General features: G+C 66.5%; 21 protein-coding genes and 1 pseudogene. 10 read left to right on the forward strand and 12 right to left on the reverse strand.

Going from position 1 to position 21,797, the window contains the following annotated elements:
* Window position 1: 1 nt before the first annotated feature.
* Window positions 2-427, forward strand: a complete 426-nt coding sequence (locus QX073_RS21000; RefSeq protein WP_316187313.1) for an HIT family protein — start codon at window positions 2-4, stop codon at window positions 425-427.
* On the opposite strand, the gene nadC is transcribed toward QX073_RS21000, so the two are convergent.
* The 8 genes and pseudogenes from nadC to QX073_RS21040 form a co-directional block, all read right to left on the reverse strand.
* Window positions 428-1,276, reverse strand: a complete 849-nt coding sequence (gene nadC, locus QX073_RS21005) for a carboxylating nicotinate-nucleotide diphosphorylase (RefSeq protein WP_315718388.1) — start codon at window positions 1,274-1,276, stop codon at window positions 428-430.
* The gene (locus tag QX073_RS21010) at window positions 1,273-2,826 is read right to left on the reverse strand and encodes an L-aspartate oxidase (RefSeq protein ID WP_316226291.1); all 1,554 of its coding nucleotides are present in this window, start codon (window positions 2,824-2,826) and stop codon (window positions 1,273-1,275) included. The genes nadC and QX073_RS21010 overlap by 4 nt, the downstream gene beginning before the upstream one ends.
* Entirely contained in the window at window positions 2,823-3,809 is a 987-nt protein-coding gene (gene nadA, locus QX073_RS21015; RefSeq protein ID WP_316226292.1) for a quinolinate synthase NadA, read from the reverse strand. The genes QX073_RS21010 and nadA overlap by 4 nt, the downstream gene beginning before the upstream one ends.
* A gap of 68 nt (window positions 3,810-3,877) precedes the next feature.
* Window positions 3,878-4,837 carry an NrtR DNA-binding winged helix domain-containing protein gene (locus QX073_RS21020; RefSeq protein WP_316226293.1) on the reverse strand — a complete coding sequence of 320 codons (960 nt, stop codon included), beginning with the start codon at window positions 4,835-4,837 and terminating at the stop codon, window positions 3,878-3,880.
* Window positions 4,838-4,852: 15 nt separating this feature from the next.
* A complete protein-coding gene (gene tsaA, locus QX073_RS21025; protein ID WP_316226294.1) occupies window positions 4,853-5,335 on the reverse strand; it encodes a tRNA (N6-threonylcarbamoyladenosine(37)-N6)-methyltransferase TrmO in 483 nt (160 codons plus the stop codon).
* Between the two features lie 78 nt (window positions 5,336-5,413).
* Window positions 5,414-5,737 carry an AzlD domain-containing protein gene (locus QX073_RS21030; protein WP_316226315.1) on the reverse strand — a complete coding sequence of 108 codons (324 nt, stop codon included), beginning with the start codon at window positions 5,735-5,737 and terminating at the stop codon, window positions 5,414-5,416.
* Window positions 5,709-6,371: pseudogene (locus tag QX073_RS21035) on the reverse strand (AzlC family ABC transporter permease); the annotation flags it as partial. The gene QX073_RS21030 and the pseudogene QX073_RS21035, both read right to left, overlap by 29 nt.
* A gap of 121 nt (window positions 6,372-6,492) precedes the next feature.
* Window positions 6,493-7,509: a transglycosylase SLT domain-containing protein gene (locus QX073_RS21040; RefSeq protein ID WP_410052381.1), complete on the reverse strand. Its 1,017-nt coding sequence runs from the start codon at window positions 7,507-7,509 to the stop codon at window positions 6,493-6,495.
* A 141-nt stretch (window positions 7,510-7,650) separates the two neighbouring features.
* On the opposite strand from QX073_RS21040, the gene QX073_RS21045 reads away from it, so the two are divergent.
* Window positions 7,651-8,586 carry a glycine reductase gene (locus QX073_RS21045; protein WP_315827271.1) on the forward strand — a complete coding sequence of 312 codons (936 nt, stop codon included), beginning with the start codon at window positions 7,651-7,653 and terminating at the stop codon, window positions 8,584-8,586.
* A gap of 114 nt (window positions 8,587-8,700) precedes the next feature.
* Window positions 8,701-9,162, forward strand: coding sequence for a PEGA domain-containing protein (locus QX073_RS21050; RefSeq protein ID WP_316226296.1), 462 nt, complete (start codon window positions 8,701-8,703; stop codon window positions 9,160-9,162).
* A gap of 15 nt (window positions 9,163-9,177) precedes the next feature.
* On the opposite strand, the gene QX073_RS21055 is transcribed toward QX073_RS21050, so the two are convergent.
* On the reverse strand, window positions 9,178-10,194 hold the full coding sequence (locus QX073_RS21055) for a carbon-nitrogen hydrolase family protein (RefSeq protein ID WP_316226297.1): 1,017 nt from the start codon (window positions 10,192-10,194) through the stop codon (window positions 9,178-9,180).
* A gap of 191 nt (window positions 10,195-10,385) precedes the next feature.
* Here QX073_RS21055 and QX073_RS21060 point away from each other — a divergent pair, with 191 nt between their 5' ends.
* Entirely contained in the window at window positions 10,386-11,342 is a 957-nt protein-coding gene (locus tag QX073_RS21060; RefSeq protein WP_316171447.1) for a helix-turn-helix domain-containing protein, read from the forward strand.
* A 78-nt stretch (window positions 11,343-11,420) separates the two neighbouring features.
* Here QX073_RS21060 and QX073_RS21065 read toward each other — a convergent pair whose 3' ends face one another.
* On the reverse strand, window positions 11,421-12,305 hold the full coding sequence (locus QX073_RS21065; RefSeq protein WP_315718404.1) for a LysR family transcriptional regulator: 885 nt from the start codon (window positions 12,303-12,305) through the stop codon (window positions 11,421-11,423).
* 94 nt (window positions 12,306-12,399) lie between these two features.
* Between QX073_RS21065 and bla the strand changes: the two genes are divergently transcribed.
* The 5 genes from bla to QX073_RS21090 all read left to right on the forward strand — a co-directional run bounded on the left by bla (window position 12,400) and on the right by QX073_RS21090 (window position 16,264).
* Window positions 12,400-13,299, forward strand: a complete 900-nt coding sequence (gene bla / locus QX073_RS21070) for a class A beta-lactamase (RefSeq protein ID WP_316202707.1) — start codon at window positions 12,400-12,402, stop codon at window positions 13,297-13,299.
* 141 nt (window positions 13,300-13,440) lie between these two features.
* Entirely contained in the window at window positions 13,441-13,602 is a 162-nt protein-coding gene (locus QX073_RS21075) for a hypothetical protein (protein WP_315718376.1), read from the forward strand.
* A gap of 41 nt (window positions 13,603-13,643) precedes the next feature.
* A complete protein-coding gene (locus tag QX073_RS21080; RefSeq protein ID WP_315718375.1) occupies window positions 13,644-13,970 on the forward strand; it encodes a cytochrome c in 327 nt (108 codons plus the stop codon).
* 99 nt (window positions 13,971-14,069) lie between these two features.
* Window positions 14,070-15,497: an MFS transporter gene (locus tag QX073_RS21085; RefSeq protein WP_315827298.1), complete on the forward strand. Its 1,428-nt coding sequence runs from the start codon at window positions 14,070-14,072 to the stop codon at window positions 15,495-15,497.
* A gap of 5 nt (window positions 15,498-15,502) precedes the next feature.
* On the forward strand, window positions 15,503-16,264 hold the full coding sequence (locus QX073_RS21090) for a sulfite exporter TauE/SafE family protein (RefSeq protein WP_315827299.1): 762 nt from the start codon (window positions 15,503-15,505) through the stop codon (window positions 16,262-16,264).
* Window positions 16,265-16,352: 88 nt separating this feature from the next.
* Here the strand turns inward: QX073_RS21090 and clpA are convergent, their stop codons facing one another.
* Together clpA and clpS are read right to left on the reverse strand one after the other, a co-directional pair.
* Complete coding sequence (gene clpA, locus QX073_RS21095) at window positions 16,353-18,740, reverse strand: ATP-dependent Clp protease ATP-binding subunit ClpA (RefSeq protein WP_315718374.1); 2,388 nt, start codon at window positions 18,738-18,740, stop codon at window positions 16,353-16,355.
* Between the two features lie 410 nt (window positions 18,741-19,150).
* Window positions 19,151-19,483: an ATP-dependent Clp protease adapter ClpS gene (gene clpS, locus QX073_RS21100; protein ID WP_008960690.1), complete on the reverse strand. Its 333-nt coding sequence runs from the start codon at window positions 19,481-19,483 to the stop codon at window positions 19,151-19,153.
* A 490-nt stretch (window positions 19,484-19,973) separates the two neighbouring features.
* Here clpS and QX073_RS21105 point away from each other — a divergent pair, with 490 nt between their 5' ends.
* Complete coding sequence (locus tag QX073_RS21105) at window positions 19,974-21,749, forward strand: pilus assembly protein (RefSeq protein WP_315718373.1); 1,776 nt, start codon at window positions 19,974-19,976, stop codon at window positions 21,747-21,749.
* Window positions 21,750-21,797 lie beyond the last annotated feature (48 nt).

Consider the following 21,797-nt stretch of genomic DNA (forward strand, 5'->3'; position numbering starts at 1 on the left):
CATGACCGCCTACGATCCCAACAATCCGTTCGCGAAGATCCTGCGCGGCGAACTCCCCTGCACCAAGGTCTATGAGAACGACCACGTGCTGGCGTTCCTCGACATCATGCCGCGCGTGCCCGGCCACACCCTGGTGATCCCGAAGGCCGCCGCACGCAACATCCTCGACATCACCGAGGAGGACTATCTCCACGTCGGCCGTGCCGTGCGCACCATCGCCCGCGCCGCCAAGACCGCGTTCGCCGCCGACGGCATCACGGTGCAGCAGTTCAACGAGCATGCCGGCGGCCAGATGGTGTTCCACCTGCACGTCCACATCATGCCTCGCCGCAACGGCGATTCCCTGCTGCCGCCGGCGAGCCGCAAGGAAGATCCGAAGGTGCTGGAGGAGAACGCCGCCAAGCTGATTGCGGCGCTGAAGGGCTGATCAGGCCTCGTCGAGCCCGATGTCGAGCGCGGCCGACGAATGCGTGATCCAGCCGACCGAGATCAGGTCGACGCCGGCCGCGGCGATCGCGGGCGCGGTCTCCACGGTGATCCGGCCCGAGGCTTCGGAGATGGCCTTGCCGCTGATCATGCCGACCGCGGTTTCGAGCTCCGCCGGCGTCATGTTGTCGAGCAGCACCGCATCGACGCCCAGCGTCAGCGCCTGCTCGAGCTGAGCCAGAGTGTCGACCTCGACCTCGATCTTGACGAGATGGCCGGCATGGGCCTTTGCGCGCGTGATGGCAGCCTTGATGCCGCCGGCGATGGCGATGTGGTTGTCCTTGATCAGGACGGCGTCATCGAGCCCGAACCGGTGATTGCCGCCGCCCCCCGCGCGCACCGCATATTTCTCCAGCGCGCGCAGGCCCGGCGTGGTCTTGCGGGTGCAGACGATCTGCGCCTTCGTCCCCTTCACCGCTGATACCAGGGACGCCGTCGCGCTGGCGACCCCGCTCAAGCGGCAGAGGAAGTTGAGCGCCACGCGCTCGCCGGTCAGGAGCGCCCGTGCCGGGCCGCTGATGGTCGCGATCGCGTCTCCCGGCGTCACGACGCTGCCGTCCGGTCGCACGATCTCCATGCGCACGTCCGGCGAGACGGTCTGGAAGGCGCAGCGCGCCACATCGAGGCCCGCGATCACCCCGTGCTGGCGCGCCCGCAGCTTCAGCGATGCGCGCTGCTCGGCGGGGACGATGGCATCGGTGGTGATGTCGCCGGCGCGGCCGAGATCCTCGAGCAGAGCCATGCGCACCAGCGGCTCGTAGAGCAAAGGCGAGAGAGGATTGAGAGTCATGGCACTGCGCTCCTGGACGGCGTCTGCTCCGCCTCGACAATGTCGCGGGCAACCGCGATCGCCTCGGGCAGAGTGAGGCTGGATGGCTGCGCGACGGGCAGCGTGCCCGGACGATCGCTGCGGAAATGCGCGCCGCGGCTCTCCTCACGGGCATGGGCCGCGACCGCAAGCATCAGGCCGACCAGCGCCGGGTCAGCCGTGGGCCCGGCCTGCTCTGCCAGCGGAAGCAGGCTGCTGACGGCAGCCGCGATCGCGCCGCGCTCGCGCATCACCCCGAGCGCATGCGACAGCAGCGGCCGTACGGCCGACGGATCAGACGCCGGCGGAATTGCCGCCACCTCGCACAGCTTGCCCGCACGCTGCGGCGCGCCGGCCACGCTTTCGGCCACCCATTGCGCGCAGACGATCGCTTCCATCAGCGAGTTGCTGGCGAGCCTGTTGGCGCCGTGCAGGCCGGTGCGGCTGGCCTCGCCACAGGCCCACAAGCCCTCGACCGTGCTGCGTCCCATCGTGTCAACAGCGATGCCGCCCATATGATAGTGCACGGCCGGCCGCACCGGGATCGGATCGCACGCGGGATCGATGCCCGCCATGCGGCAGAACGCGCTGATCACGGGATAGCGCGCGGCGAAATCCTTGCCCGGCTTGTCGCGCGCATCGAGGAACACGCGGCGGCCTTGCGCACGGCGGCGCCATACCGCCCGCGCCACCACGTCGCGCGGCGCCAGCTCAGCGCCGGGCTCGTCGGCCATGAAGCGCGTACCGGTGTCGTCGATCAGGACGGCGCCATCGCCGCGGATCGCCTCGGTGAGCAGCGGCAGCGGCCGCGACGGTCCGTCGAACGCGGTGGGGTGAAACTGCACGAATTCGAGATCGGACAGCACGGCCCCGGCCCGCGCCGCCAGCGCGAGGCCCTGGCCGAAACAACCGGCCGGATTGGTGCTGTCGAGGAACAAGCCGCCGATGCCGCCGGTTGCGATCACGACGCGTGTCGTGGCGAGGATCAGAGCTTCGTCGCCGCGCGCCGCAGCCACGCCCTGGATCGCGTTGTCATTGACGATCAGCCGGCGCGCCTCGACGCCTTCGAGCAAGGTCACCGAAGCACAGCGCCTGACAGCCGCGATCAGCGCGCGCATGATCTCGCGTCCCGTGCCGTCGCCCGTCGCATGCACGATCCGGTTGCGGCTGTGTGCGGCCTCCAGGCCCAGACGCCAACGTCCATCCGCACCTCGGTCGAACGCAACGCCAAGCTGCGCGAGGCGCTCGACCGCGGCCGGCGCCGCATCGATGATGCGGCGCGCGGCGGGCTCGTCGCACAATCCGGCTCCGGCGGCGAGCGTGTCCTTCAGATGCAGCCCCGGATCATCGTCATCGCCAACCGCCGCGGCGAGGCCACCCTGCGCCCACATGCTCGACGCCTCCGCGCCGAGCGGCGACTTCGACAACAGCACGACCGGCTCGGGCGCAAGCTGCAGCGCCGTCATCAGACCCGCGGCACCGCCGCCGATGATCACGGGACGGCCGATCAACTTCGAAACATCGATGCTCATGATGCCAGCATCCTTTCCACTGCGCGCCGCGCGCGCTCGGCCATCGCGGGATCGATCGTGACCTCGTGCGTGTTGGTCTCGAGCGCATGGCGGATGTTCTTCAGGGTGATCCGCTTCATGTGCGGGCACAGATTGCAGGGGCGGATGAACTCGATGTCGGGATGGAGCACGGCGACATTGTCGCTCATCGAACATTCTGTCAGCAGCACCACCCGGGCCGGCCTTCTTGCTCCGACGAAGTCCGACATCGCCGCGGTGGAGCCGGCGAAGTCCGCCTCCGCCACGACCTCTGGAGGACATTCCGGATGGGCGAGCACGGTGACACCAGGATGGTTGTCGCGCAGCGTGCGGACGTCCTCGGCGCTGAAGCGCTCATGTACCTCGCAATGCCCTTTCCAGGCCGTGATCCTCACGTTCGTCTGTGCGGCGACGTTCCGCGCGAGATATTCATCCGGCAGCATGATGACGTGATCGACACCGAGCGACTCGACCACCGCGCGCGCGTTGCCGGAGGTGCAGCAGACGTCGGACTCGGCCTTCACCGCCACCGACGTGTTGACATAGGCGACCACGGGCACGCCCGGGTGGCGCGCGCGCATCAGCCGCACGTCGTCGGCGGTGATCGACTCCGCCAATGAGCAGCCCGCCTCTACGTCGGGAATCAACACCGTCTTGTCGGGATTGAGCAGCTTGGCGGTCTCGGCCATGAAGTGGACGCCGGCGAGCACGATCACCTCGGCATCGACCTTGGTCGCTTCGCGCGCCAGCAGCAGGCTGTCGCCGACGATGTCGGCGACGCCGTGATAGATTTCGGGCGTCTGATAGTTGTGCGCCAGCACCACGGCATTGCGCCGGCGCTTCAGCGCCAGAATGGCTTCGACATCGTCCTCGAAGACAGCCCATTCCGGCGGCGGGATCACCCGGCTCAGACGCTCAGCAAGCGATGCATTCGGCGCGACGGCGGGCAGGACAAGATCGACCATTTATACTCCCCATGAGCATAAGATGGCTTATACTTATCCTGAGCATAAGCTGTGTCAAGAGCGGGAGATCAAGATCGCGAGAGCGGCAACTTGGTTCCGACCACCGCCCGCTCGGCCAGCACGCCCTGCCGGAAGCGGAACAGCTTGGCCGGCCGGCCAATCGTGTCGGCAGCAATTGCGCCTGTCTCTTCAACCAGTTCCTGCTGCTCGATGAGGCGGCGGAAGTTCTGCTTGTGCACGAGCCGGCCGGCGAGAGCCTCGACGCTGCGCTGCAATTGCAGCAGTGTAAATTCTTCCGGCATCAACTCGAACACGACCGGCCGGTATTTGATCTTGGCGCGCAGGCGGGCAATGCCGGTGGCGAGAATCCGACGGTGATCACCGATCATGGCGCGCCCGGGCAGCATCGGCTGGCTGGCCCCCTTCTCGCGCACGCTCTCGGGGATCATCGCCGCCTCATACAGCAGCTCATAGCGCTGCAGCGTCAGCTCCTCGTTCCACTCGCGGCCATCGAGACCGAAGGTGATGGCGGCGCGCTGCCACCTCGTCTTTTGCAGCGCCGGCTCGTCGGCGGCTCGCGCCCAGGCCTTCAGCTTCGGCGCGATGATCTTGGCCAGGATCGTCGGCGGTCCGTCGCGATGATCCTCCCACGGGAAGTAGTCGTACCACGACGACCATTGCGCATCCGCGCCCTCACGCCCCTCTTCCTCGCGGGTCAGGCCGAGATAGCTGATGGAGATGCGGTGCGGCGCGTCGGGATCGCCGCCGCGACCGCGGTCGGCGAAGGTGTAGAGCTGCTCGACATAGCCGAGCGGATGACCGGTCTGCGCCTCGACCCAGGCGCGCAGCCCCATCTGCAGCGAGCGGTGCGCGAACTGAAACGGTCCGCTCGGCAGCGCCGCAGCGTGCTCGATCGTCATGATCTTCGGGTGTCCGTCGGTCACCGCCACCAGCACGGCAACGAGGTCCGCCGTGATCGCATCCAGAGCCGTCACCGTCTTCTGCGGCCGCTTGTTCACATTCGACATCCGGATCAGTCGGTCCTATTTGTCATCCTCACCCGCCGCCGCCGGCGTGAACGCGCAATGATCCGGCTTCAGGTCGATCAGCGGCGTCTCGTCGAGGCAGTCGAGACCGCGCACCAGCACGGTGTTGCCTTCCAACGCGACGAAGCGGACGGTCGACACGCCGATCGGATTGGGACGCACCGGCGAGCGCAGCGCGAAGGTGCCGCGCGTGTCGCCGTCATGATGGCGCGGGCTCTGCTTGACGAGATCACGGCGCGCCCGGTTGAGCCAGTACAGCACCTGGAGGTGGCTGAAGGCGTCGACGCCCTGCAGCGCCGGCACCCAGGGCTCGAAGATCTCGAGCCGGCAGACCGGCCCCTCGAAGCTGCCCTGCCGCGGCGTCTCGAGCCGTGAGGTCCAGGGCGTGCGGATGCGGCCGATGAAATACAGCGTGGCGTCGCGCGGCTGTGGCGCGTCGACGGCGACTTCTCCCGGGCGCAGATCGGTATCAGTGGTCATTGCGGAGTCCTTGCGTCTTTCCGGCAATCTATCCGAACCTCGGCTCACCGCAATTGCGGTCGCGCAAGATCGCGCAACTCAGCCGAGCCACCATTTGCCGGCCAGCATCGCGGCTTCGCCGCAGACGACACCGGCAAAGATCGAGCGGCGGCTCGCCATGAAGGCCGCAAGGCCGGCAACGACGGCACCGTAGCGCAGCCCCCACGGCACGCTGGCGAGCGCGCCCGGCGGCTGCACCAGGATCTGGGCGATGACCCCCGCCAAGATGGCGGTCGCGACCGCCTTGACCCACATCAGCAGGTCCGAGCCCTCGTCGAGCCCGCTGCCGAACCAAAGTCCGAGCAGGCGCCAGATCTGGTTGGGGATCACGCCCGCCGCTGTCGAGCTGGGCGGCCAGAGGATACAGCACGAGGCCGAGACCGAGCGCGAGCACGTCGGCAAGCTCCCTGGCGTTGCGCAGGGTCGAGAACAGGAAGGCCAGCGGCGTCAGCAAGAGCACCGCGGCGCCGAAGGTCTGCGACAGATTGGCGGCGAGAAGATACCCGATGATGGTCGCGATCAGCGCGATCCCCATCAGGCCGGTGCCGAGCCCATGCACGAAGGCGATACGGCGCTCGCGCGGCACATGCGGCAGGAAGCGATAGCATTCGACCCACAGGGTCACGGCGGTGAAATGCGCGATCAGCACCAGGTGCCGCCGCTTGGTCTGCGGCGAGCGGATCAGCGGCAGCACCGCCACCACCATCGGAAACAGCCGGATCGCGCTCATCGTGACCGCGATCGCCGATTGCAGAATGGTCTGGCCGGAGCCGAGCGTGGAGACCAGGATGATCTGCGCTGGACCGGCCCAAACCAGCACCGTGCTCAGGATCGCCCAGAGCATGCTGAAACGGGTATCGTGGGCGAGCGCGCCGATGCCGATGAAGGTGACGAACAGCACCAGTGACAGGATGGTCGCTGACGTCGCGCGCAGCCCCCAGCCGAAGGCGCGCAGTGAACCATGCCATTGCGGCGAATCGAGCGGAGGAAGTGTCACGGGCGGCCCAGCGGAACGAACCGCGATAAGGCTGGCGAAAGCCGCTCGCGTCAACCGCCATCAGGCGCGCGCGGGTCTGCGTCCGGCGCAGCCATCCCCCAAACGCCGCGCTGCGGCAGCTCTATCCGGAGCGATTGCGCAGCACGAAGCAGGCACCGCCGGCCTCGCGGATCCGACTGCAGAGCGCGTCGGCCTCGGCCCGTGTCTCGGCGCCGATCCGCACCTGGTAGAAGGCGCGGTTGCCGCGCGAGCGCATCACCGACGACAGCAGGCTCGGGTCGCGGTCGCCAATGACCGGGCCAAGCCCCTTGATCGCCCGCGAATACATCGCGAGCGCCTTGTTGCGGTCGAAGCCTGCAGCCAGTTGGACGCCCCATGGTTTCGCGGCCGACAGCGCCACATGCTGCTCGAGCTCCGTGACGAACGGATTCGGCGCGCGCTTCAACATCGCCATCAGCTGGCGACACGAGGTCGGCGGCGGGCTCGGCGGAGTCTTGCCGCCGTTACCGGCGGCCGCCCACTCATCGATCGTGGCTCCCGTGATGGCGGAGACGTAGTTGCGGGTCTCCCAGGGCATCTGCCCCTTGCCGGCGAGCCAGTCCTGCACCCGGCGCGGCCCCGCATTGTAGGCCGCCGCCGCGAGCCCGAGATTGCCGAACTGGTCGCGCAGCTCGGCCAGGAACTGCGCCGACTTCGGCAGCGCCTGAACCGGATCGAACGGATCGAGCAACTGGCGCTCGTTCGCCGTGCCCGGCATGAACTGCGCGATTCCCTGCGCGCGCTGGCCGTTGCGCGTGACCGGCCCGACTGCATCGCTCTGGAAGCGGCTCTCCTGCCAGATCACGCGAGCGAAGAATTCGAGCGGCAGATCATTCGCCTTGGCTGCGGATTCGATCATCAGGCAGATTGCCTCGCGCGTACCGCTCTCCTTGGGCTCCTCGGACTTGTTCTCCGAGCTCTCTGCCGCAGCGTCTGCCGGCTTGGCAGCCTCCTGCGGCGAATCCTGCCGGGCGCCGTCCTTCGGATCAGCCGGCACGACAGCGTCACGGTCGGAGGCCTGCTCCGCCGCCACGCCGGACAAGGGCATGGTCAGCATCAAGGCAAGGCCGAGACAGGCAATGCGAGCAACCGAAACCATGGAAAGCATCGTGAGCGCGGTGCAATGGTTGAATTCTGCCGACAGACAAAGCCCAGGACCATGCGGGGTTCCACCGCGCGGCGCCTTGACACAGCGAACGAGCCGGCTAGCAATCCCCGAGTGCCGCAGGGAGCGCGACGGATGACCGCACCGACCGACGACAGACTCGGCTTCGCGCCCGAAAGCGATGCGCCATTGTCCTACATGGCGCGCACGCGCGACTACTATCTCGCGATCGGCTATGACACGCCCTATCGCTGGGCTCACTACACGTCGGCGCCGTTCCATCCCTTGCGCAAGCCGCTCGCGCAGTCGCGCGTCACCGTCGTCACCACGGCCGCGCCTTTCGATCCCGCCAAAGGCGATCAAGGCCCCGGCGCGCCCTATAATGGCGGCGCCAAGTTCTACGCCGTCTATGACGGCGACACGTCGGCGCAGCACGACCTGCGCATTTCCCACATCGCCTATGATCGCGCGCACACCTCGGCCGAGGATTCCGGCACCTGGTTTCCGCTGCCACAGCTCCTAAGGCTGGCAGGTGAAGGCCGCATCGGCGCGGTCGGACCGCGCTTCTTCGGCGCGCCGACCAATCGCAGCCACCGCGTCACGATCGAGACCGATGCGCCGGAGATTCTCGCGCGCTGCCGCGCCGACGAGATCGACGCCGTCGTGCTGGTGCCGAACTGTCCGGTGTGCCACCAGACCGTGAGCCTGGTGGCACGGCATCTCGAAGCGAACGGCGTCGCAACCGTCGTCATGGGCTGCGCCAAGGACATCGTCGAGCACGCCGCCGCGCCGCGCTTCCTGTTCTCGGATTTTCCGCTGGGCAATTCCGCCGGCAAGCCGCACGACGCGGCCTCACAGGCCTTCACGCTCGAGTTGGCTTTGCGTGTCCTCGAGAGTTCACCAGCCGCACGCACGACCGTGCAATCGCCTTTGCACTGGAGCGACGATCACGGCTGGAAGCGCGACTACAGCAATCCGGCCATGCTCGCGCCGGACGAGCTGGCGCGGCGGCGCGCCGAGTTCGATGCGCAGAAGGCGATCGCGCGGCAGGTTCGTGGAAAGCAGGTGTGAAAGCCACACTCGCGCGAAACTCGCCCGGGAATTTCTTCGGATAATGCTGATTGCGCTTGCCGTCCCGCTCCAGTTGCGCTTGAGTTCCCCCGGGTTTGAAGGGGGCAGTACCAAATGAGAGTTGTAGCGTTGGTGGCGCTGTGCGCCGCGCTGGGAGGCTGCGCGTCCGTAACGCGGGGTACAACCGAGACGATCAGTGTCGCGTCGACGCCGTCCGGGGCCGAAGCCACGATCGCCGGTCTCGAAGCGCCGATGACCTGCACGACGCCCTGCTCGTTCGTCGCCAAGCGCAATGCCGACATCTCCGTCACCATCGAAAAACCGGGCTACGAGACCCAGATCATCCCGTTGACCAAGGACATCCCGGCGACCGGCGCGGCCGGCTTCGCCGGCAACATCCTGGCGGGCGGCCTGATCGGCATGGGTGTGGACGCAGCGACGGGCGCGGCGACCGACCACAAGCCGAACCCGGTGATCGTCACCTTGCAGCCGCGCATGGCGGCGCCGGCAGGCCGTGCGCAGCGGCCGCCGCGGCGGTCGGCCCCGCCGCCGGCACAACCGGAGGCCGGGACCTAGCGCCCGCCAAGCCTGTCAGCCAGCCACCGATGGCGCCTCGCCGGGAGTGACCGTGTCGACCGGCAACGCGAACTGCTCGACCCGGTTGAGCGGCTTCTTGTTGAGCAGCAGCCGGGTGACGTCGGGGCGCGAATAGTGTCCCGCCGGATCGGCGGCATTCTTGGCGATGCCGATCATGCCCAAATCGATCTCGGCGATCAGCAGGCCTTCCTGCTCCGGCGGCAGCTTCTCGGCGAGCGAAGAGCCATCCGGACCAAAGATCGCGGCGTGGCCGCCGCCGACATGCAGCAGCGCGTGCTTGTCGGGCCGGTCACACAGCTCGTCGATCATCGCCTGCGAGACGGTGGCGCACGGCGCCAGCACGAAGCACGAGCCCTCGACCGCATAGACGCGCGAGGCGGCGTTGTTGACCTCGGCGCCGAGCGCCGGCGCGAACGGATCGTACAGCGAGAAGCTCGGCCACGCGGCGACGTGCACCTGCTCGTTCTGCGCGTACATCGCATATTTCGACAGCGGCTGCAGATGCTCCCAGCAGCACAGCGCACCGATCCGGCCGATGTCGGGACGATCATGCACAGCAAGGTCGCTGCCGTCGCCCTCACCGTAGACGGTGCGCTCGGCATGGGTCGGCCGCAGCTTGCGGCGCCTGGCAATGGTCTCGCCGTCCGGGCCGATCAGCCATTGCGCGATGTAGAGGCTGCCGCCGTCGCGCTCGGACAGTCCCAGTACGGCCGTCAGCCCGGCCTTGCGCACGGCAGCCCGCAGCGCTTCGGCCTGCGGGCTGTCATAGGCCAGCGAGTTGTCGAAATAGCGCTGCACGAAGCCGCGACCGATGCACCAGGCCGGCGAGTCCATCCAGATGTGCCAGGGATAGCCGGGGATGAAGACCTCCGGAAACGCGATCAGCTTGGCGCCCTTGTCGGCCGCCTCCTCGATCAGGGCGATGGTCTTCTTGATCGAGGCGTCCAGGTCGAGCCAGGCCGGTGCCGCCTGCACCACCGCCACCTTGTATTTCGGATGTGCCAGTCCCATCGCTGCTGCTCCCTGATGCCGTGCGCGGCGGTGGCGCCGCGACCGGGCCGACTATTGACGCCAGCCGGCTTTCGCGCTCGTCTGCCAGGGAACGAAAATTCGACTGCGGCGGAGACGAAGACCCCAGCCGGCCCGGAATTTGCTGCATTGCCACAGATCAAGCCGGCACAGGTGCAGGGGGAGACGGAGCGATGCCGATCCTGTTCACCACCGACGGAAGCCCGGGCCACCGCCGGCTGGCGCGGTGGCAGGACATCGTCTGCGACGTCTATGTCGGGCTCGATTGCACGTCCGATCTCGGCAGCGCGTTTCGCGGCTCGGTGACCCACACCACGTTGGGACGGGCTGTCTGCTCCGAGGTTGCCTCGGACCGGCAGCGCGTGCACCGGACCTCGCAGCGGATCTCCCGGGCGGATGCCGACTTCGTTCTCGTCGCATTCGGACGTGAGGGAATCGGCGGCGTCGTCCAGGATGGCCGCGACACCGTGATCCGGCCCGGCGAGTTCGCGATCTACGACACGACCCGCCCCTATGAGCTGCAGTTCGACGCCGCGTTCAAGCAGATCGTGTTCAAGCTCCCGCGCGAGATGCTGCAGCGCCGGATCGGCCCGACGGAGACCGTGACGGCGATCAGCTTCGGCCCCGACAGCCCGCTCCAGCCCCTCGCCCATGAGTTCATCGTGAGGCTCTGCGAACGCGCCGAGCACATCGGCCCCGAGCATGCCGAACCTCTGGCCAACCAGGCCGCCGACCTGCTCGCCATGACCCTGGCCGAGCGGTTGCGCGCACAACCCCTGCCCGCCTCGAGCCATCGCGCAACGCTGCTCTATCGGATCAAGGCGCACATCCGCACCCGACTATCCGACGCCGGCCTCTCACTGCCGGAGATCGCACGCGAGCTCGGGCTATCGACGCGCTACGTCAATGATCTGTTCTCGGACGAGGAGACGTCGTTCCAACGCTTCGTGCTGGCCGAGCGGCTCAAGCAGTGCCGGCGCGATCTCGGCTCGCCGATGCTGGCGCATCGTCAGATCAGCGAGATCGCGTTTTGCTGGGGCTTCAATGACCTCTCGCATTTCGGCCGCGTGTTCCGCGAGCAGTTCGGCCTGTCGCCACGCGAGTGGCGGCGCAGCGCCGTAAAGCGCTGAGCTGGCCGCAACGCGCCCGCCTCACGCGCCTCGTGGCGCTGTTCGCGCCCTCGGCTTGTGCGAGGTGGCGCCCGGCCGTCAGCGCGGCGGATCGGCGCGCAAGGCATCGACCAGCCAGTCACGAAAGGCAAGCATGCCGGACGTCGGTTCTTTCGACTTCAACCAGGTCAGCCAATAAGAACCGGCGGCGACCCCAGCCGCAAACGGCCGGACCAGCCGACCCGTCTCGAGCTCGCAGTTGAACATGGCGATCGGAACCAGGCCAACGCCGACGCCGCGCGCGGCCGCTTCGGCCATCGCGACGGAGCTGTCGAAGATCGGCCCCTGGATCATCGGGCATGGAGCGCCCGCGACTGCAAACCATAATGGCCATTCCTCGGCGCGATACGACCGCAGGAGATTTTCGCCCGCGAGATCCGACGGCGCGCGCAGACGACTCGCGACATCGGGATGACAGACGGGCGACAGCGGGGCAGACATCAGATGGATGGCCTCAGTGCCGTGCCAGGATCCGTCGCCGAAGCGAAGCGCGATGTCGAGCCCGTCTCCGGCGATATCGATGCGGTTGTTGTTGGTGAGGAGGCGCAGGTCGATATGGGGGTGCGCATCTCGAAAACCGTCGAGGCGTTGCAACAGCCATCCCGTTGCAAAGGTGCCGACACAGCCGACGGTCACGACCTCGCGGGTTCCCTTCGCTTCGATGCGATCGATCGCGCCGCTGATGCGACTGAACGCATCGTTGAGGACGGGAAACAGAGCCAGGGCTTCGTCAGTCAACGTGAGGCCACGCGGCAGGCGCCGGAACAGGTGAGCGCCCAACATCTGCTCGAGCTGTTTCACCTGGTGACTGATCGCGGTCTGCGTGACCCTGAGCTCCAAGCCTGCCTTGGTGAAGCTCAGATGCCGGGCGGATGCTTCGAAGGCCCGCAAGGCGTTCAAAGGGAGATGGCTGCGGATAGGCATGATGACCAAGTTCTGCTCATGGCTCGACGAATAAATGATCGTTTGTCAGTCGTCACCTCGTTCGGCAGGTTCGCGCAGTCACTGGAGAATGCACATGCTGACGAGACGGCATCTGGGTTTTGGAATCCTCGGGATGGCGGCTGCGGCGAGCGGGCTGCCATCACCTGCGGCGAAGGCGGCGGCCGACCGAAGGGCGCATCTGGAAGGGGAACTCGCCCGCATCGAGCGCGAGAGTCTCGGACGGCTCGGCATCGCCGTCCTCGACTCCGAGAGCGGGTTCGAGGCGGGCCTGCGCTCGGCCGAGCGCTTTCCGATGTGCAGCACGTTCAAGTGTCTGGCTTCCGCGGCTGTCCTGAAGCGCGTCGACGCCGGCGAACTGCATCTCGACACGCGCGTCCCGTTCGAGGCGAAGGATCTCGTAACATATTCGCCGGTGACCAAGGAGCACGTCGGCCGCGGCATGACACTCGCCGAGCTCTGCGAAGCTGCGCTCACCCAGAGCGACAACACCGCGGGAAATCTCCTGTTGCGGCAGATCGGCGGTCCTGCGGGTCTGACGCGTTTTGCCCGATCGATCGGCGACGAGATCAGCCGCCTGGACCGCTGGGAAATTGAGCTCAACGAGGCGCTGGCCGACGACCCTCGCGACACGACCAGTCCGGCCGCCATGCTACAGAACCTGCGCCGCGTGCTCCTTGGCGAGGTCTTGTCGACGAATATGCGCCAGCGATTGACGGACTGGATGATCGCCAACAAGACCGGCGACACTCGGCTTCGCGCCGGTGTGCCGCGTGACTGGCGCGTCGCCGACAAGACGGGCGCTGGGGACCGCGGCACGACCAACGACATCGGCATTCTCTGGCCCCCGGGCCGCAAACCGGTTCTGGTCACGGCCTATCTGACTGGTTCACAGGCGTCTCCCGAGGATCGCAACGCAACGATCGCGAAAGTCGCGCGGGCGGTTGCAGACGTCGTGATGGGACAGGCTGGGTAGTTCCAGCATCCGGCTTCCGAGCCCCTCCGGAAGCCGGACATCAGACCCAAGATGTTCGCCATGGCGGCGCAACGATTGGGCAGGCTAAGCTGCGGCCGGCCCACGTCATCGGAATGTGCGGCCGCTGCCGGGATCGATCCGATGCGCCGCTTTGCCATGAAGGCCCTGTTCTCCCTGCTGACCTTGCAGCGGGACGACGAGACACAGCTGCGCTGGGACCGGATCGTCCTGATCGGCTCGACCCTGGTGACGATCGGGCTGATCGCCCTATATGCCTATAGCAAGGCCGAGGGCCGCTGGTAGCCGGGCGCAAGACACGCGAGAACGAGTTCATGAGACGACGAATGGGGTCCGCCTGCCTGCTGCTGGCGTTCGCGTCGACCGCCAGCCATGCGCTGGACAGCGAGCAGAAGCGTGGAAAAGCGCTCTTGCAAAGCCTTTGCAGCCGATGCCATGCGGTAGGTCTCACAGGCGCCAGCCGGCACCCCGACGCGCCCCCGTTCAGGACCTTCGGTGACAGCAAGCTCTACGACGAGGATTTCGCCCAGCGGCTGCAGGCCGGCCTGTCGACCATTCACAAGGACATGCCGAGCTTCCAGTTCGATCGGCCCGAGGCAGAGGCCGCGGTCAATTACCTCAAGGCGATCCAGGTCCGCCCCAAACGGCGGTGACGCGCCGGCGCGCTCCGCTGGCGTGGAACGGGACTTGTACGGCCCGGTTGCCCGTTCCCGTTCATTGTCCGCGGCCCGGCTGCGACCGGAGCCCGCATGATGACGCCGACGACCACGGGTCTGCACGCCGACGGACTGCCGCTGCCGCAGCGTACCTGGGCGATCGTGACGATCGCCCTGGGCATCGTGCTGGCCGTGATCGACGGCGCCATCGCCAATGTGGCGCTGCCGACGATCGCCCGCGACCTCCATGCGAGTCCTGCTTTTTCGATCTGGATCGTCAACGGCTATCAGCTCGCGGTAACGATCTCGCTGCTGCCACTGGCCTCGCTCGGCGAGATCATCGGCTATCGGCGGGTCTATCTCGCCGGCCTCATGCTGTTCACGGCTGCCTCCGCCTTCTGTGCGCTGGCCGACAGCCTGCTACTGCTGACGCTCGCGCGCATCCTGCAGGGCTTCGGCGCCGCCGGCATCCTCAGCGTCAACTCGGCGCTGGTGCGTTTCACCTATCCGCACGCTCTGCTCGGCCGCGGCATCGGCATCAATGCGATGGTGGTCGCGGTCTCCGCCGCACTCGGTCCGACCATCGCCGCCGGCATCCTCGCCGTCGGTAGCTGGCCGTGGCTGTTCGCGATCAACGTGCCGCTCGGCATCGTCACCTTCGTCTTCGGCTTCCGCTTCCTGCCGCATACGCCGCGCGCGCCGCACATGTTCGATTGGCAGAGCGCGGCGCTGAGCGCGGTCGCCTTCGGCTTCCTGATCGCCGCCGTGGACAGCCTCGGCCATGGCGAGGCGCTGGTGACCTGCGCGATCGAGTTCGTCGTCGCCGTCACGGCCGGCGTGTGGCTGGTCTGGCGCCAGACCCACATGGCCTCGCCGCTGCTGCCGGTCGACCTGCTGCGCATTCCGGTGTTCGCCCTGTCGATCGCGACCTCGATCTCGTCGTTCTGCGGCCAGATGCTCGCCTTCGTCGCGATCCCCTTCTATCTCGAAAGCCATTTCGGCTATTCGCCGGTGCAGATGGGCCTGCTGATCACGCCGTGGCCGATCGCGGTCGGCCTGACGGCGCCGATTGCGGGGCGGCTGGTCGAGCGCGTGCCGGCCGGGCTGCTCGGTGGCATCGGTCTCGTGATCTTCGCATGCGGGCTCGGTGCGCTCGGCCTGCTGCCGCGCGAGCCGTCGGCATGGGATGTCGTCTGGCGCATGGCGCTGGCGGGCTGCGGCTTCGGCCTGTTCCAGACGCCGAACAACCGCACCATGATCGCCGCTGCGCCACGCGAGCGCGCCGGCGGCGCCAGCGGCATGCTCGGCACGGCGCGCCTGCTCGGCCAGACCACGGGCGCGGCCCTGGTCGCGATGTTTCTCGCGATCGACGCGACCGACGGCACGCGGCTGTCGCTCTTGACCGGGGTCGGTTTCGCGCTGGTCGGCGCGTTCCTGAGCATGCTCAGGCTGTCGCCGGCCGGCGCGCGCGGCGCCGAGCGCGTCCGCGTCCAGGACGGCCAGCGGCTGAAGGGCGAGTCGTGACAGCGATGACGGACTGGACGATGCTGGCCCTGCTCGCCCTCGCCGCCTTCGGCTCGGGCATCGTCAATGCGCTGGCCGGCGGCGGCGCGTTCCTGACCTTCCCGACGCTGCTCGCCGCCGGCATTCCCGCGATTGACGCCAACGCTTCCAGCACCGTCGCGCTCTGCCCCGGCCAGTTCGTCAGCGCTTGGGCCTCCCGTGAGATCTTGAACGACGCAAAGGCGCCCTGGCGCCACGACCTCGTGCGGCTGTCGATCATCAGCCTGCTCGGTGGCACGCTCGGCGCCGTGCTGCTCTTGGTCACACCGTCGGCCGCCTTCAGCCGGCTGGTGCCCTGGCTGTTGCTGTTCGCCACGATCGTGTTTGCATTCGGCATGCGCTTTACGCCCAAGGATGGCGCGCGCTGGTTCGGGCCGCGGACCATCCAGGCGGTGCAGTTCGTGATCGCGATCTATGGCGGCTACTTCGGCGGCGGCATCGGCATCCTGATGCTGGCGGCCCTGGTGTTCTACGGCATGCGCGACATTCGCGCCATGAACGGCATGAAGGTGCTGCTCGCTGCGCTCATGAATATGACGGCCTCCGCCATCTTTGCGTTCTCAGGCCGCGTGCATTGGCTGGAGACGCTGACGATGATGGGCGCTGCCATGGTCGGCGGCTTCGTCGGCGCGCGGCTTGGCCAGATCATCCCGCCGGCCCATGTGCGCCGCTTCATCATTGCCGTCGGCTGCGGCCTGACGGTGTATTTCTTCGTCAAGCCGGCCTGAGCCGGACGTCGCATCAAAGAACCTCGCGTCAAACGAAAAAGGCCGGCGCGATGGCCGGCCTTTCGTAGTGATCTCGTAGCGTCAGGGCCTACGCCTTGACCAGCGGTCCCTTCGGCGCCGGCCCCTTCGAGCCGCCGCCGGACTTCGGCTTGCGCTTGCGCGCGGCCGGAACTTCGGACTTCGGCGTGACCGGGCCCTCGACGAACTCGAAGCCGATCTTCTCCTCGACGCCGGATTCGTCCTTGACGAGGACGACACGGACGTGACCGCCGCCCTTCAGCTTGCCGAACAGCACCTCGTCGGCCAGCGGCTTCTTGATGTGCTCCTGGATCACACGGCCCATCGGCCGCGCGCCCATCTGCTCGTCATAGCCGTGCTGGATCAGCCAGGCCTTGGCCGGTTCCGACAGCTCGATCGTGACGTCGCGGTCGGCGAGCTGCGCCTCGAGCTGCAGCACGAACTTCTCGACGACCATTCCGATCACCTCGACGTTGAGGTGCGCGAACGAGACGATGGAGTCGAGCCGATTGCGGAATTCCGGCGCGAACTGCCTGTTGATCGCCTCGTGGTCGTCACCTTCCCGCTTCGAGCGATGGAAGCCGAACGCCTGCTTGGCCATGTCGGCCGCGCCCGCATTCGTGGTCATGATCAGGATCACGTTGCGGAAGTTGACCTGCTTGCCGTTGTGGTCGGTGAGCCGGCCGTGATCCATGATCTGCAACAGCACATTGTACAGGTCCGGATGCGCCTTCTCGATCTCGTCCAGCAGCACCACGCAGTGCGGATGCTGGTCGACGCCATCGGTCAGGAGGCCGCCCTGGTCGAAGCCGACATAGCCAGGAGGCGCGCCGATCAGGCGCGACACCGTGTGCCGCTCCATGTACTCCGACATGTCGAAGCGCAGCAGCTCGACGCCCAGGGTCGAGGCGAGCTGCTTGGCGACCTCGGTCTTGCCGACGCCGGTCGGACCCGAGAACAGATAGCAGCCGATCGGCTTCTCCGGCTCGCGCAGGCCGGCACGGGCCAGCTTGATCGAGGCCGACAGCGAATCGATCGCCTTGTCCTGGCCGAACACCACGCGCTTGAGGGTCTGCTCGAGATGCTTGAGCACCTCGGCATCGTCCTTCGACACGCTCTTCGGCGGAATCCGCGCCATCGTGGCGATCGTGGTCTCGATCTCCTTGATGCCGATCGTCTTCTTGCGCTTGTTCTCGGCCAGCAGCATCTGCGCCGCGCCGGATTCGTCGATCACGTCGATCGCCTTGTCCGGCAGCTTGCGGTCATGGATGTAGCGCGACGACAACTGTACCGCGGCCTCGATGGCCTCGTTGGTGTATTTCAGCCGGTGATAGTCCTCGAAGTACGGCTTCAGCCCCTTCAGGATCGCGATCGCATCCTCGACCGACGGCTCGTTGACGTCGATCTTCTGGAACCGGCGCACCAGCGCGCGGTCCTTCTCGAAATGCTGGCGATACTCCTTGTAGGTCGTCGAGCCCATGCAGCGGATCGAGCCCGAGGCCAGCGCCGGCTTGAGCAGGTTGGACGCATCCATCGCGCCGCCCGACGTCGCACCGGCACCGATCACGGTGTGGATCTCGTCGATGAACAGGATCGCGTTCGGATGCGCCTCGAGTTCCTTGAGCACCTGCTTCAGGCGCTCCTCGAAGTCGCCGCGATAGCGCGTGCCCGCGAGCAAGGTGCCCATGTCGAGCGAGAACACGGTCGCGGCCGACAGCACCTCCGGAACCTCGCTGTCGACGATGCGCTTGGCGAGGCCCTCGGCGATCGCCGTCTTGCCGACGCCGGCTTCGCCGACGAACAGCGGGTTGTTCTTCTGGCGCCGGCACAGCACCTGGATGGCGCGGTTGATCTCGGAGTTTCGGCCGATCACCGGATCGATCTTGCCGTCACGCGCCTTCTTGTTGAGATTGACGCAATAGGTTTCCAGCGCCTCGCCCTTTTTCTTGGAGTCCTCGTTGCCCTTGGCTTCGGTCTCCTCGTCGACGCCGCGAACGGGGCGCGCTTCGGAGACACCAGGGCGCTTGGCGATGCCGTGGCTGATGTAGTTCACGGCATCGTAACGCGTCATGTCCTGCTCCTGCAGGAAGTACGCGGCGTGGCTCTCACGCTCGGCGAAGATCGCGATCAGCACGTTGGCGCCGGTGACCTCTTCGCGGCCCGACGACTGAACGTGGATCACGGCGCGCTGGATCACGCGCTGGAAACCTGCGGTCGGCTTGGCGTCGTCGCTGCCGTCCGTGACCAGATTTTCGAACTCGGTTTCGAGGTAGTTCACGAGACTGCCGCGCAGCTTGTCGAGGTCGACGCTGCATGCGCGCATCACGGCCGCTGCATCGGAGTCATCGATCAAGGACAGAAGGAGGTGTTCCAGTGTCGCGTATTGATGATGACGCTCGTTGGCGATCGCCAGCGCACGATGCAGGGATTGTTCAAGGCTTTGAGAAAAAGTCGGCATGCGCGTCCTCTGTGGCCCCTTGCCATCATGATCGCCGCCGCCCGGTCAGGCAACAACAACCTTCGTCAAATATAGTTATAACCGAGTGCGACAAAAGACCGGCCGAGCCGCTCGATTACGGGTTCACCGGATCGTCAATGCAAAACCCGTTCCGATTGCGGCAAATCCGGCTGCGACAACCGAACGGCGCACGCCGCCGAGCGGGGAGAGATAAGGACCAGAGCGGCCGTAATTCTTCGGACGAGAAGTGAAACCTGCCCGGATTGCGCTGACCTCGTCTGCGGCAATTTGCGGCTTTCGATGACCCTTCGTCCGATGCCGATTCGCGGTGATCAATCGGGCAGCGCCCCAGCCCCCGCCCCTGGCCAGCAGATGCGCGCGTCGGCGGCTCCCTTCGCGGAGGGAGCCGGCTATTTCTTCTCCATCACACACTGCAACGGGTGCTGGTGCTTGCGGGCGAAGTCCATCACCTGCGTCACCTTGGTCTCGGCGATCTCGTAGGTGAAGACGCCGCACTCCCCGATGCCGTGATGATGCACGTGGAGCATGATCTTGGTCGCGGCCTCGACGTCCTTGTTGAAGAACTTCTCCAGGACGTGAACGACGAACTCCATCGGCGTGTAATCGTCGTTCAGGATCAGGACGCGGTAGAGGTTGGGGCGCTTGGTCTTCGGCTTGACCTTGGTGATCACGGACGTGACCGGGCCACCGGTGCCACCGGACTTGTTGTCGTTATTGCTCATCCTGGGCGCGGATCGGTTCAATCTGGAAGTTGGCTGCGACATCTTGCACGCGTTAGATATGGCTGCGAGGCTCCCAATAAAGAGTTTCCCTCGGCGGGTTGCTCTCAATAAGGGGTGCCCCCCGACCTGTCCCCTGCCGGGCCGCTTTCCGCCACCCGGTCCTGCTTTCCAGATCGCCTGTCCCAGCCGACCGGTCCGGTCGGACCGACACCGGGAATATGGGTCAGCGCCCGGTTTGCCGCAAGCGCAGGCCCGGGACGGACCGACGCTCCGGCAGGACCGATTCCCTGCCCCGGCGATGAGGCGCAAGGTTAATCAAACCGGTCGCATTTTACAAAGCCCATTCAGCGGGCATTGACAGGGAACCAGCCCGGTTGCGGGCGCGGCGCCACGCTGCGGGCATTGGCCCGGTGTTTCGCGGTTTCGATTTACCCGTCCTTGACGAAGCCGAACCGAAAACACCTGCAGAAAACCATAATTGGTGAGCGACATGACCGATGTCTCCTTCATTCGACTCTGCCGCCGCGCCGTCCGACGGTTCGCCTGCGACCGCGGTGGCAATATCTCCATGCTGTTCGCCATCGCGCTCGTCCCCATCCTGGCCTTCGTCGGGGCAGGCGTCGACTACAGCCGGCTGAACGCCGCGCGGTCGTCGATGCAGGCGGCGCTCGACTCCACCTCGCTGATGCTGTCGCGCGACCTGGCGCAGGGCACGATCAGCGCAGCCGACATCGGAACCAAGGCAAGCGCCTATTTCAAGGCGCTCTACACCAGCACGGACGCACAGAACGTCACCGTGACGGCCAGCTATACCGCCTCGACCAGCTCGTCGGCCTCCAACATCCAATTGTCGGCCAACGGTCAGATCGTCACCCAGTTCATGAAGATTGCCGGCTTTCCGACCATGGACTTCGGCGCCAAAACGACATCGACCTGGGGCGACGTGAAGATGCGGGTGGCGCTCGCGCTCGACAATACCGGCTCGATGGCATCCAGCGGCAAGATGTCCGCGCTGCAGAACGCCGTGGCCGGCAGCGGCGGGCTGATCGACCAGCTCAGCGCGCTGGCCAAGACCCCGGGCGACGTCTACATCTCGGTCGTTCCATTCGCCAAGGTCGTGAACGTCGGCGCAAGCAATTACGCCAAGGACTGGATCGACTGGACCGACTGGCAGAATCCGCCCACGATCCAGCCTGCCAATGGCTCCTATCAGGCCGCAATCCCGAACGGCAGCTACACGCAATCGCAATGGGACATGGTGGGACCGGGATCCTCCTGTCCGTTCAAGTCCGGCAACGGCTTTCCCTACTTCTCCTGCACCAGCGACCCGGCGACCGGGAGTTCGAGCGCCTCGCGGATTCCGACGAGTGGGAGCTACACGGGCTACATCTGCCCGGGCTACGATTCCGCCTCGCACAGCTATTACAACGGCTGCTGGAACAGCGTTCAGACCAGCACGCGGGTGAACTGGTGCACCGGCAGCTATTGCAGTTGCCCGACCAGCGGCAGCAATCTTCCGAACAACACGTGTAGTTGCACGGGAAGCGGATCCAGCACGGTGTGCAAGGTCAACACCTTCACCCACACCTGGGTCGCCAACACCAAGAGCACCTGGACCGGATGCGTCGCCGACCGCACCCAGCCGAACGACGCAAATGCCGTGTCACCGGCGACCTCCGACGTGACGACGCTGTTCCCGGCCAACCAGCACATGGAGAACAACATCCAGTACTGCAGCAGCACGGCCTCCACGAAACTCGCGGAAATCGTGCCGCTCAGCTACAACTGGAGCTCGCTGAAGAGCGCAGTCAACGCCATGCAGCCGACCGGCGGCACCAACCAGGCGATCGGACTTGCCTGGGCCGTCCAGTCGCTGATTCCGAACGGCGTGCTGGGCGCGCCGGCGGAGGACGTCAACACCACCTATAATCGCGTCATCATCCTGCTATCGGACGGCCTGAACACCGAGGACCGCTGGCCCGAATACGGCAACGGCTCGTCGCAAGCCTCGGGCAACCCGATCGACGCGCGCCAGGCGCTGCTCTGCTCGAACCTGAAGAACACCAAGGATTCGAAGGGCAACGCGATGTACACGATCTACACGATCCAGGTGAACACGAGCTCGCCCGCCGATCCGACCTCGGCCGTGCTGCAGAACTGCGCCAGCAGTCCCGACAAGTTCTACATGCTGACGAGCTCGAGCCAGATCGTGACCACGTTCAACTCGATCGGCACCGCATTGTCGAAGCTGCGGGTCGCCAAATAACAGAAGCGCCGGGCACCGACAGCGCTCCACCTTCAGCCAACAAAAAAG

This window comes from Bradyrhizobium sp. SZCCHNS3052 (assembly GCF_032484495.1).
Taxonomy (GTDB): Bacteria; Pseudomonadota; Alphaproteobacteria; order Rhizobiales; family Xanthobacteraceae; genus Bradyrhizobium.